Raw genomic sequence first — 11983 nt, 5'->3', positions numbered from 1 at the left:
GAAGATAGAACTTTTCCAGTTAGAATTCAAGTTTATAACTCACATTTGTCAATACCGTAGAACCATCAGTCGCATCTATTTTCCCGGTTTTCACATTATATTCATGCCCGTAGTGTTCTTTTGCTCCGGTAAAGTTTAGTCCCTTCACGGCAAATTCATGAGATACTTTCCGTTTGTTAATGCGATAACTGACTGTATAATTACCGATAAACATGGGCGAATACTGTTTGGAGAATGCTTTCGTTTCATCATACTGCACTTCCTTGTCCGGATGATTCATCGTTGCTTCCCTATCGAAAGGAGAATAGCGGTCGCCTCCTTGCAGAGTCAGTTTCAGGTTGACACTAAGGATATTCTGCTTGTTGCGTCCCAGCATCCATTCCTTGCCAATCAGTCCGTTGATGACATAATTACGGTTGAACTTCGTGTTATACCATACACCGTCTCCACCGCGGTAACGGGAGTCGAACCAAGAGCCCGAAATCATGTAATAAAGTCCTTTCTCCAAAAAACGTTCAAGGGTGATGTCAATTCCCACATTACGCCCTCTTCCTTTATTGACCAATGCATCTTCTACGTAGAAGTCGGAGCGGTTGAGTACGGAGTACGAACTGTCTGCCATTACAGGTACGTCGTGAAGGAACTGGATATAAGGTTCTATTTTCAGATTCATGCGGTCGGAAATCTTGTAACCGAAGGACAACATGAGGTGCTGTGCCTTAGTAAAATCCAAGTCTTTGTTGACGGACTTATTTTCCGTCCCTTTCATTTTCACGAAATAGACATCCATTTTCTCCATGCGGCTGTACATACCGTAAGCAAGCGCAAAGGTAGCTTTCGGAGCAGTCTGCCATTTCAGTCCCACACGGGGTTCGACAGACCATTTGTTGTTCAACGTCAGCAACTGCCCGTAGATACCGGCATTCAGTGTCCACCGTTCGCCCAATCCTACGGAAGAGCTGTTGTAGGCGGAAATCAGGCTGGTGTTGCCGTTGCCTTGAGATACGGTTTCCAGTGATTGGGCTTCATAAGGAGCAATGGACAGATTCATATCATAAAACATAGCGGTGTAGGTAAATCCTGTCTTATTGGTAAACCGGTTGCTGAATTTACGGTTGAAAGTGGTCGTCAGTATCAGGTTCGTATGTTTCGACTCGAGATCCATATAGGGAGTGGACTCCAAAGCATGATTGAACAAAGATGCCCCTCCGTCCAGTTGCGAATAGGTGGTGGCAACGGTCGTTCTCAATGATGCGTCATTATTGAAGAAATAACGGTGGCTGATACCTCCGGCTGCCATATACTGTTTGTCTTTCGATTCGCTACGGTCACCCAGATACTCCCATTTCTCTGTGTCACGTTCCATGTCGCTTTTGAACTTATCTATCAGGCTGGTTCCCCAGACGGAGAATGTTCCGGCTTTCCTTGTCGGGAAGTTCAGCTTGAAGTTCAAGTCCTGATAATCCATTGTCCCTCCGTCAAGATTCAGCAGTCCGGTGGTAGAGTAACGGTAATTGAAGATATAAGATGCCTTATGCTTCTTGCTCAACGGGCCTTCGGAAGCAACATCAATCCCCATGATTCCCACCTGAATCGTGTTTTCATTCTTTTGATTGTTACCGTTGCGCAGCTTCATATCGAACACGCCGGATACGGCATTTCCATATTCAGCCGGAAAAGCTCCGGTGAAGAAATCGGAATTTCCGAGCACTTGCGAACTAAGGGAAGAAAGGATTCCTCCGCCCAACGTAGCGATATCGGCAAAATGATTCGGATTGGGGATTTCAACATCTTCCAGTCTCCATTGCAGCAGATGGGGCGCATTGCCATGAATGGAAATGCCATTGGATGAAACACTGGGTGCCACTCCGGCAAAAGCGGAAACCAGACGTGCAGGGTCGTCAAACCCGCCTGCGTAACGGCTCGCTTCTTCCACGCTCAACATACGCGCCCCGGTGGTAGCCATTTTATTCATCGCTTCCTCTTTGTTTGTCCGTGCCCGGATCACTACTTCATTCAGTTCGTTCACGCTCTCTTTCAGAGGGATTTCCAGATAGACTTCTTTAGCGGAAGTCACCAATATTTCTCTGAAAATGCCGGGTTCATACCCCATGAACGCTGCTTCTACCGTATGTCTTCCGACAGGGACCTGCGGAAGGGTGAAACGTCCGAGACTGTCCGTTGTCGTCCCTACCCCTTCCTTATCTGACAATTTCACAGTCGCATACGGTATAGGATATTTCGAATCTCCGTCTACTACAATCCCGCGAATCGTCTGCACCGGACGTCCTTTACGCTCTGCCGTCTGCCCGAAAGCAGCTACGGACACAAATAAAGCAATTAATAACAATATCCATCCTCCATAACGATACATTTTCCACGTGAGCTCCTCACTTAAAACTCTTTCTAAGGTTTTAAGTACTACTCCGCATTCATCTACTGATACTCCCGAACGGAGTGCTACTTCTTCCAGCAACATAGTTTTATTCATCTTCATGACTTATTCTGTTTTCTATTTCGACACGAAGATAAAGGATAGGACATCACTTATTTTTCCAATGAGACGAACACAGCTTGTTTGTAGACAAAATACGGGATTAGCAAGACTTTATTATTCTCTTTACGACTTTTTCTCTCCTTTCGGAACAGAAGGATAAACAATTAATTCATATTTACACGACAAAATCACGATGTATTATGAATACAAATTCATTTATTTCATCTAAATTCGCATCCATTTTTATCGCAAATAACTTATGAACACAACTATTGCTATTATTTTCGGTGGTAAATCTGCCGAATACGAAGTCTCATTAAAGTCGGCAACCAATATCTTCAATGCCATAGACAGAACGAAGTTCATCCCTCTCTTAATTGGCATTGACAAATCAGGAGAATGGTTCTATAATCCGCAATATGATGAATTTGATATTAATTTAACAAAGAACGATTATTTCGCTCATGCAACAAGTGTCTATCTATCTCATTCGAAAGAAAAGATTGAGATTATAAGCAAAGAAACTAACAGCACTTTAGCAAGTATTGATGCTGCATTTCCTATTATACATGGCACGTATGGAGAAGACGGTACATTGCAAGGAGTTCTTAAATCTATGAATGTACCTTTTGTCGGTCCTGATATACTAGGTTCGGCCATTGCAATGGACAAAGATGTAACGAAACGACTGTTGAAAGCCGCCGATATTCCTGTTGCAGCTTCTTTTACCTTATATAAGCAGAATCCTATAGAGTACTCTTTTGAAGAAATATCGTCAACATTAGGGCTTCCCCTTTTTGTAAAACCCGCTAATGCCGGTTCGTCAGTGGGTGTCAGTAAAGTGACGGACAAAGACGAGTATAAGACAGCCCTATCAACCGCATTCCTGTTTGACAATAAAATTCTTATAGAAGAAGCTGTTATCGGAAAAGAAATAGAATGTGGAGTGCTGGGTAATGAGGACATACGGGCATCGGTCGTTGGGGAGATTGTCGCCACAAAAGATTTTTATTCTTATGATGCCAAATATATCAGTTCCACCGGAGCAACTTTACAGATACCAGCCCGGATAGATAGTCACATAGCGGAATCTATCAGGAGTTGTGCTGTCAAGGCTTTCAAAGTTATTTGTTGTGAAGGTATGGCAAGAGTCGACTTCTTCCTTACAAATGATAATAGATTCGTACTGAATGAAATAAACACATTACCCGGTTTTACTGAAATCAGTATGTATCCTAAGCTATGGGAACATTCCGGAGTTTCTTATACGGACTTAATTACGAAATTAATTTCTCTGGCCTTACAAAAGAACGAACGTGATAGAAAACTCTCAATAAATATAAAATAAATACAAGACTTTATTGACATGAAGAATAAAAATCAACCAGAAAAGTCATACACCTTTTTCAATCTGAATGTTCTATTTTTAATATGATATAAAAAACTATTGGTTTGAAAAGAATGAGCTACTCAATACAACCGTATCCTAAACAGTTCATTTCCGTATGGATGAGCTAAATATTACATAGTAAAAAAAGATCTATCATACCACCATTCATTTTAATATTATTCTAATTATCAAAGGAATAAGTATGATAGATCTCTTTTTAAAATATATCTATAAATGAAAAGATTTATAGTATATATTATATTATTGTCTAGCCTTTCCGATCCGGTTTCCACACCGGAATCTCTTTTCCCCTTCACAGACTGCAAGAGAGAACAGTTCCGGAAGTTCTTGCAGCAATTATATTTTAAAGTCCTTTCGTTATCACTGGAAGCCCGAAGAATCCTTTCTGCAAAGTCAGTGTCTTTGTTTTGCCTTGCCGGGTCTTATTATAGGTAGAGAGTGATACGTGCAACGTTTCCACAGTTCCATTCTCAAAGGCCACCTGTAGATAGTATTCCTTACGCACACCATCCGACACATAACGCCGCTTACCTACCCGGCGTGTCTTCTTATACGTCTTCTGAAGTTTCTTCTGCACGATAACTTTTTCATCCTGCGTGGAAGCAGGATCCGCCAGACAATAGTTTCCCACCAGAAACAATGCATAGCTGACAGCTCCCACACAAACCACATGGCAAAGCAGATTGAGGGTTTTATCACTTCCTGCCGTCAACCATGTCCACTTTTTATAAAGAGGAAGTGTAAGAATAGCAATCACTAAAGCCACTCCGACAGGTATCCACCAACTGGCCAACGTATCTTCATAAACAACGTAACCGACAGCACACGAAATAATAACTATAAAAAGCATCAGTACACGAAGCACCTTAATAAATACCGATTTCATAACATTGCAGTTTATGCCTGCAAATATACAGAATTAGTCAGATAAAAGAGACAGTCGTGCCATCAAATAGCAAACGGTAGATTCCGCTCCCTGATTCAAATTGATGTTATTTTCTTCCAGTCCGTCATAGCAACCACCGGTAGCAGGATTGTAAACAATCTGATGTAAATGGTTATTGCCCAGAAACCAGTTGAAAGCATCTTTTTGCATACGAAGATATTTTTCGTCCTTAAATACTTGATAAAAGGTCTTCAGAGCAATCACCATGCCCGCCACGTCTACGGGCTGTTCTCCAAATCCATGACTGCTCTTCCCTTTGTGCATCCATCCCTGATTGGAAACCACCTGAATACGATTGCCTACAAATACTTTTTTCAATAAGAATTCGAAAGATTCATGGGCTATTTCTTTATACTCCTCTCTGCCAATAGCCAGATGGGCCAACAACATTGCTTCCGGCAAAATGGCATTATCATAAGTGAGATATGCCTCAAACCATCGCCAATGCACTTCTGCCGTTCGACGATATATCTGCGCCAGTTTATTGGCCAACAGCCAGATGCACGCATCGGTCTGCGCCGAAGGACATTCACGGCTATAATAGTAGAATCCCTTGAGCATAAAAGCAATGCTACGGGGAGACTCTATCCGGTCGAACCGTTGGAAGGTACGCTTGAGAATAGCTTCCGCCTCCTCTTTCCACGGAGCGGGAAAATGCCCGGCACAAGAAATAAAATATCCCAAAGCGCAAACAGCCCGTCCATTACTATCGTCCAGTCCCACTTCCTCATTTTGCGAAGTGAATATTCCATCTTTATCCACGTAATTCAAAAAAGAGCCGTCCGGCTGCTGACAGTAACGGATAAAATTCAAGTAGGTCTTGACATACCGCTCTTTCACTTTTCCCTGTCCCGTAGCAACCACCTGACACATCGCCATTAACGCACGTGCCGTATCATCCAATGTATAGCCGGTGGAACTGTCCGGACGATTTCCTTTCGAAAACTGGATAATTCCCCACTGGCGGCTCATGCGCCGGATATGGTAAGTGTCTATGGGAGGCAGAGAGTAAATCAGTTCCTCTTCCCCCCTGCCCGTTTTCTGGAAAAGAGACGCATAGGCAATAGCCACATTTTCCCAAGCTGTAGCCGCTGTCTTCTGCAGACCGACCAGTTTCATCTGAGTCCGCAACTTTTCATCAGCAAGCAGATGATTGGCAGCTTCGGACAACTGCTCCGAATTCTTAAAGTCGAAGATGATACCGGAATCATCACTCAACAATTCCAATGCATGGGGAATAGGGGTAGCTATAATCGGGCATCCGCAGCTTAACGCATAAACAAATGTCCCGCTCACTGCCTGATTCGGGTCACTTGAAGTAAAAAGATACACATCTGTCAACTGCAAATATTCCAATAAGACGGGAAGTTCAAGATATTGATTGATAAAGAGCACATGTTCTTCCAGATGCAACTCCTTTATTTTCGCTTCCAACAGATTACGATATTTCTCTCCTTCTACTTTCAGTACCCCCGGATGCGTTTTGCCGATAATAAGGAATATCACAGAAGGATTCGTCTTCACAATGGCCGGTAAGGCATCCAATGTGGTTTCGATACTTTTGCCGGGACTGAGCAGCCCGAAGGTAGAAAGCACACGCCTGCCCGAAAGCTGATAAAAATCTTTTAATTTGCTCTTATCTCTGAACGATACTAAATGGGTACCGTGAGGAATCACCGTAATTTTATCTCCATCTGCCTGATAATCCCGCAGGAGAATCTCCCGGGAGTTTTGTGTCATGACTACCAGATTCGCACAGGTAGCCATCATTCTTCCCACACTCCGGTAAAGGGCGGGTGAAGGTTGCGCAAGTACTGTATGAAAGACAAGAATCACGGGTTTGAGAAGTTGTTGCAACATTTGCAGAAAAGCTTCTTCCTGCGCTGCATATAATCCGAATTCATGCTGCACCAGCACCATTTTAACTTCAGAATTTTCATTCAACTGTCTGGTTAAAGTAGCATATGCAGAAATATCCGACGTATCAAGAACATACTCGACGTCTTCCGTACAAGTCTGTTTTTCCGTATCGGACTCCACTGCACATATCTTTATGGAGTAAGATTCTCCAAACTTTGAAAGGATAGCCCGGATCAAGTCCTGGGCAAAAGTGGCTATGCCACATTCACGAGGAGGATAAGTAGTAATACATATTATTTTTCTCATTTGATTTGTTTTATTAATTCATCTAACAACTCTGTCAGTTGCACTGACACGCAAGCCACATATTTGTCGGCTGCTCCATAATAGATATAGAGAGTGTCGCCAAACAGGGCTGTGCCCGTTGGAAAACAAACTCTATTGACTACACCGGACAGTTCATATTCTGCCTCGGGAGTGAACAACGGATAAGGCAAACGGGCTATTTCAATAGCCGGATTGTCTATATCCAACAAAGCCGCACAGGCGGAATAAACATAGCCGGAAGGAGTATCATATACACTATGATAAATCAACAGCCAACCGGCTTTTGTCTCTATCGGGGGACATCCGGCTCCGATGTAACTTGATTCATGATCGTGATAAGGCGCCAGCAGGATGCGTTTGGCGAAATTCTGATAGTATCTTTTCCAGAACTCTTTCGTCAGCATATCAAAACGCTCTACCGCCACATACTGGATGTCAGGACGAATACGATGCATAAAATAAAACTTCCCGTTGATTTTCCGGGGAAAGAACACTACGTTCTTATCCATCATATAAAGCGGATGCCCTTTCTCGTTAGTTGCCTCACGTTTATTGCCGGAGCGGAAATATTTACTGATAATGGCCTGCTGGGTACGAAGCTGTTCCCGGAATTGCGGATAGGTTATCTGGGAAGTAATGATGCCTTTCTTCTCAAAATGTCTCAAATCCGAAGAAACGGCGAGAGCACCGACAGCACTGTATCCGTCATAGGCTGTATAAGTGAGATAATAGAGATCCTCTATCTTTACGATCCGGGGATCTTCCACTCCTTGGCACTCATACTCAAACTCGGAAAACAGCAATGGAGCCACATCCCTCTCTACCACCGTCAAAGGACCTTCAAGCCGGCAATAACCGATGGATGAATAGTTTCCTTTTTTGACTGCACGATAAAACATATGCACCGTATTTCCTTCGGCAATCACTGCCGGATTCATCACACCTTCGTTCTCAAACTCAAGCGAAGTTCTTTCCAATATAACACCTTCCCTTTTTACATGTACCATTATGTCCTTGGTATTATACTCATTCCTTTGTCACTCTTACTCTGCTTCTCTCTCTGATAATCAGTCAGTACTTTAATCTTCTTGTCCGACTTTTCTTTCTTTGCTTCTCTTTTTTTCTCTTGACCTTTCATAATTCATTTCTTTTTTAGGATAGTTTATATTCGGGGATAAAATAGACGGGATTTCCTTTTCTGCAAGTTACGGTATTAATTTTCGGTAATACGATAAACTTCTGATTATTATTCTTTTATAACAGTAAAGTACATTTAAGGTAGCAAATGAGTAGCCAACGAATACTTATAAGTACAAAAACATAGCATATAAGATCCAAACAATAAATGCCGTTAAATATCAACACTTTACCAAATTACCATTCCAACCAATAAGCATATTGGAATTTTATTGACAACTCACGATAGGATGAGAATGATAGAATAATAGAAAAGACAGAAAAAAACTCATTTTAAACATGGTGACGGTATCCACTTATGATAGTGACGGTATATTCATGGGATAGGGTAACCATCCCGACCGGATAGTGACGCTATCTTTCTGCTTGGAAAAGAGCATAAAAAAAGGCTATCTATCCCAGACAGCCAATCTTTTGTTAACCTTAAATCTAATACTATGAAAAACACATTGCAAAGATACGGACTTTCTGCATATCTCCAAATTCTCAGGCTCAAGCAGCGTATCTTATAACATGGTTTAATAGAAGTAATAGTTTCGTTAACATTTAACATAAATCCATCGGATATTAACGAATATCCGATGGAGTAGATTCTGAGATTACTCATATCGTAATGAACGAGCAGGTTTGCTCATTATTATTTTCATTGTCTGGAAAGCCACTGTCACAAATGAGATAAACAGCATCAGCAATACAGGTACTATAAAGAACCATGCTTTGAGATCGCAGTGCCGCACTGACCTTGTTGGGGTGCCAGCAATTAGCCCAATACGACCAGCTGAAACCTATCCTGCAGGAAAAAGTATTCATACCGTTCTTCACCACCAAATCTGAAGGAACCGGTATCGGGTTAAGTCTCTGCCGACAAATCATCCGTAACCACAACGGTCATCTGTCTATTTTGGAAAGCCGTCCCGGTAAAACAGTTTTTCATATCGACATTTCACTGTAAAACAAACCTTTCACGGTCTTCGAGTGTTTATTATCATATAAACGAATTTTACACGATATGAGCACCAAAGAACAATACTGGAAATATTCCCTCATTGTCATCATCCTGTTTATGGGAGTCATCATCTTCCGCCAAATCACTCCTTTTCTGGGGGGATTGCTGGGAGCACTCACCATCTACATTCTTGTACGCGGACAGATGAATCATCTGGTAGAAAAACGAAAGCTGAAACGAAGCATCAGCGCACTGTTGATTACCGCAGAAACGATTTTCGTCTTTCTTATCCCTTTGGGGTTGACTGTCTGGATGGTGGCAAACAAGTTACAAGATATCAATCTGGATCCACAGACCTATATTGCACCTATTCAACAGGTAGCAGAATTCATCAAAGAGAAAACAGGATACGATGTATTGGGAAAAGATACGCTGTCATTCATCATGTCCATACTTCCCCGTATCGGACAAATTATAATGGAAAGCATCAGCAGCCTTGCCATCAACCTGTTCGTCATGATCTTTGTGCTTTATTTCATGCTGATTGGAGGAAAAAAGATGGAAGCTTATGTCAATGACATTCTGCCATTTAATGAAACCAATACGCAGGAAGTCATTCACGAAATCAATATGATTGTCCGTTCCAATGCTATCGGTATTCCCTTACTGGCTATCATCCAGGGAGGCGTGGCTATGATAGGCTATCTGCTTTTCGGAGCACCCAACATACTGATGCTGGGATTCCTGACCTGCTTTGCAACCATCATTCCGATGGTAGGTACGGCATTGGTATGGTTTCCCGTAGCCGCTTATCTTGCCATCAGTGGAGACTGGTTCAACGCAATCGGGCTTTTTGGCTATGGGGCTATCGTCGTATCGCAATCGGACAACCTCATCCGGTTCATCCTTCAAAAGAAGATGGCGGATACACATCCGCTTATCACTATTTTCGGAGTAGTCATCGGTCTGCCGATATTCGGGTTTATGGGAGTCATCTTCGGTCCGCTGTTGCTTTCATTATTCTTTCTTTTTGTGGATATGTTCAAGAAAGAATATCTCGACTTGCGAAATAACCTCCCATCGAGATGACGGAACTACCGAAAAATTGTGTACTTTTGCGGCTGTAAAAACGACACTAAAATTTGATGGAAACATTTACATTCAATACTGTCGAACTGATTCTTTTATCGGCGGCAGGTATTCTTTTTATCATTCAGCTCATTTATTATTTCGGCCTGTACAATCGAATACATGTCCATAATAAGGCTGTGGACAAAGAAGAGGCGCATTTCACACGAGAACAGCCTCCACTTTCCGTGATTCTCTGCGCACGCAATGAGGCTGAAAATCTTCGTAAAATTCTACCTGCCATTCTGGAACAGGACTATCCACAATTTGAAGTGATTGTCATCAATGATGCTTCCACAGATGATACCGAGGATATACTGGGAGTGATGGAAGAAAAATATTCTCATCTTTACCATAGTTTTACGCCCGAAAGTGCACGCTATATCAGTCATAAGAAACTGGCTCTGACGTTAGGCATCAAAGCCAGCAAACATGACTGGCTGGTATTTACGGAAACAAACTGTATGCCCGCCAGCAACCAATGGCTAAAACTGATGGCACGTAATTTCACTCCACAGACTCAAATTGTGTTGGGATATAGCGGATATGACCGCACAAAAGGATGGTTGCACAAACGTACTGCATTCGACGCTTTATTCCAGTCCTTGCGCTATCTGGGATTCGCGCTAGCCGGAAAACCTTATATCGGTATCGGACGCAACCTGGCTTACCGAAAAGAACTATTCTTTCAACAGAAAGGTTTCTCCAAATACCTGAATCTGCAACGTGGAGAAGATGATTTATTCATTAATGAGCTAGCTACCTCCTCCAACACCCGTGTTGAAACAGACTTCAACGCTACCACACGAATACAGCCCGTATATCGCTACAAAGATTGGAAAGAAGAAAAGGTTAGTTATATGGCTACTGCCAGATTCTACCATGGAATACAGCGTTATCTTCTGGGATTTGAGACATTCTCCCGTTTGTTATTCTATGCTGCCTGTATAGCAGGTATCGTATTCGGGATTCTTAATTTCCACTGGCTGGTAGCAGGCATCGCATTCCTGATCTGGTTACTGCGCTTTACAATACAAGCTGTCGTTATCAACCGCACGGCCAAAGAAATGGGTGGAGGACGGAAATACTATTTCTCGTTACCTGTTTTCGACCTTATCCAACCTGTACAGTCATTGAAGTTCAAACTCTGCCGTTTCTTCCGGGGAAAAGGGGATTTCATGAGAAGATAAACCGGATTTCGTGAGAAAGTAGACTTATTATTGAATCAATCGCTGCATATAAATAGCATCCGAACCATCGTGATAATAGCATGGCTTTATTCCTGCAGGAATAAAGCCATTTTTCATATATAGTCCGATAGCGGAAGTATTGGTCACTTTCACTTCAAGCGTAATCTTTGCAGCCTTACATTCGCCGGCCGTCTGAATCGTCTGATCCATCAATACCTGCCCCAGTCCTCTTCCTCTATAATCCGGATGAACAGCTATCGAATAGATTCTTAAATAACGAGTTCCCCCATGAAATAACAGGGAAACATAAGCAATCACCCTATCTCCCTCCATCATCACATAGAAAGTTCCTTTCGAACGACTTATCAGATAGGCAAACTGCTCCTTTGAGAAACTGTCTTCCCGAAAACACTCCCACTCTATTTCCAAAATAGCGGGAATGTCTGCCTGCTGTGCTTTACGGACGACTATCGGCTCCATA

At 42.4% G+C, this 11983-nt stretch carries 9 protein-coding genes and 1 pseudogene; 4 read left to right on the top strand and 6 right to left on the bottom strand.

Annotation, left to right across the window (positions count from 1 at the left end; all coding sequences use genetic code 11):
• Positions 1-19: 19 nt before the first annotated feature.
• On the bottom strand, positions 20-2497 hold the full coding sequence (locus I2I13_RS10640) for a carboxypeptidase-like regulatory domain-containing protein (RefSeq protein ID WP_195649462.1): 2478 nt from the start codon (positions 2495-2497) through the stop codon (positions 20-22).
• Positions 2498-2756: 259 nt separating this feature from the next.
• Between I2I13_RS10640 and ddlA the strand changes: the two genes are divergently transcribed.
• Complete coding sequence (gene ddlA, locus I2I13_RS10635; RefSeq protein WP_195649461.1) at positions 2757-3845, top strand: D-alanine--D-alanine ligase; 1089 nt, start codon at positions 2757-2759, stop codon at positions 3843-3845.
• Between the two features lie 406 nt (positions 3846-4251).
• On the opposite strand, the gene I2I13_RS10630 is transcribed toward ddlA, so the two are convergent.
• The 4 genes from I2I13_RS10630 to I2I13_RS24645 are packed head-to-tail and all read right to left on the bottom strand — an operon-like array spanning position 4252 to position 8179.
• Positions 4252-4794 carry a DUF2500 family protein gene (locus I2I13_RS10630; protein WP_148364876.1) on the bottom strand — a complete coding sequence of 181 codons (543 nt, stop codon included), beginning with the start codon at positions 4792-4794 and terminating at the stop codon, positions 4252-4254.
• A 33-nt stretch (positions 4795-4827) separates the two neighbouring features.
• Positions 4828-7020 carry a glycosyltransferase gene (locus I2I13_RS10625; protein WP_195649460.1) on the bottom strand — a complete coding sequence of 731 codons (2193 nt, stop codon included), beginning with the start codon at positions 7018-7020 and terminating at the stop codon, positions 4828-4830.
• Positions 7017-8048: a pesticidal protein Cry7Aa gene (locus tag I2I13_RS10620; RefSeq protein ID WP_148364874.1), complete on the bottom strand. Its 1032-nt coding sequence runs from the start codon at positions 8046-8048 to the stop codon at positions 7017-7019. Before I2I13_RS10620 ends, I2I13_RS10625 begins: the two co-directional genes overlap by 4 nt.
• Entirely contained in the window at positions 8048-8179 is a 132-nt protein-coding gene (locus tag I2I13_RS24645) for a hypothetical protein (RefSeq protein WP_255299422.1), read from the bottom strand. The genes I2I13_RS10620 and I2I13_RS24645 overlap by 1 nt, the downstream gene beginning before the upstream one ends.
• Before the next feature lie 849 nt (positions 8180-9028).
• Here I2I13_RS24645 and I2I13_RS10615 point away from each other — a divergent pair.
• The 3 genes and pseudogenes from I2I13_RS10615 to I2I13_RS10605 all read left to right on the top strand — a co-directional run.
• A pseudogene (locus I2I13_RS10615) lies at positions 9029-9190 on the top strand (ATP-binding protein); the annotation flags it as partial.
• 57 nt (positions 9191-9247) lie between these two features.
• Positions 9248-10273, top strand: a complete 1026-nt coding sequence (locus I2I13_RS10610; protein ID WP_004300618.1) for an AI-2E family transporter — start codon at positions 9248-9250, stop codon at positions 10271-10273.
• A 56-nt stretch (positions 10274-10329) separates the two neighbouring features.
• On the top strand, positions 10330-11502 hold the full coding sequence (locus tag I2I13_RS10605) for a glycosyltransferase (protein WP_195649459.1): 1173 nt from the start codon (positions 10330-10332) through the stop codon (positions 11500-11502).
• A 27-nt stretch (positions 11503-11529) separates the two neighbouring features.
• On the opposite strand, the gene rimI is transcribed toward I2I13_RS10605, so the two are convergent.
• On the bottom strand, positions 11530-11982 hold the full coding sequence (gene rimI, locus I2I13_RS10600; protein WP_167511765.1) for a ribosomal protein S18-alanine N-acetyltransferase: 453 nt from the start codon (positions 11980-11982) through the stop codon (positions 11530-11532).
• Position 11983 lies beyond the last annotated feature (1 nt).

The sequence above is a fragment of the Bacteroides sp. D55t1_190419_B8 genome, assembly GCF_015558905.1.
GTDB classification, from domain to species: Bacteria; Bacteroidota; Bacteroidia; order Bacteroidales; family Bacteroidaceae; genus Bacteroides; species Bacteroides vicugnae.
This window is presented reverse-complemented; position numbering and strand designations above follow the sequence as displayed.

Excerpts from the sequence above, each read along its gene's own strand:
- I2I13_RS10605 (WP_195649459.1), top strand. The coding sequence starts at position 10,330 with ATGGAAACATTTACATTCAATACTGTCGAACTGATTCTTTTATCGGCG.
- I2I13_RS24645 (WP_255299422.1), bottom strand. The coding sequence starts at position 8,179 with ATGAAAGGTCAAGAGAAAAAAAGAGAAGCAAAGAAAGAAAAGTCGGAC.
- rimI (WP_167511765.1), bottom strand. The coding sequence starts at position 11,982 with ATGGAGCCGATAGTCGTCCGTAAAGCACAGCAGGCAGACATTCCCGCT.
- I2I13_RS10610 (WP_004300618.1), top strand. The coding sequence starts at position 9,248 with ATGAGCACCAAAGAACAATACTGGAAATATTCCCTCATTGTCATCATC.
- I2I13_RS10620 (WP_148364874.1), bottom strand. The coding sequence starts at position 8,048 with ATGGTACATGTAAAAAGGGAAGGTGTTATATTGGAAAGAACTTCGCTT.
- I2I13_RS10625 (WP_195649460.1), bottom strand. The coding sequence starts at position 7,020 with ATGAGAAAAATAATATGTATTACTACTTATCCTCCTCGTGAATGTGGC.
- ddlA (WP_195649461.1), top strand. The coding sequence starts at position 2,757 with ATGAACACAACTATTGCTATTATTTTCGGTGGTAAATCTGCCGAATAC.
- I2I13_RS10640 (WP_195649462.1), bottom strand. The coding sequence starts at position 2,497 with ATGAAGATGAATAAAACTATGTTGCTGGAAGAAGTAGCACTCCGTTCG.
- I2I13_RS10630 (WP_148364876.1), bottom strand. The coding sequence starts at position 4,794 with ATGAAATCGGTATTTATTAAGGTGCTTCGTGTACTGATGCTTTTTATA.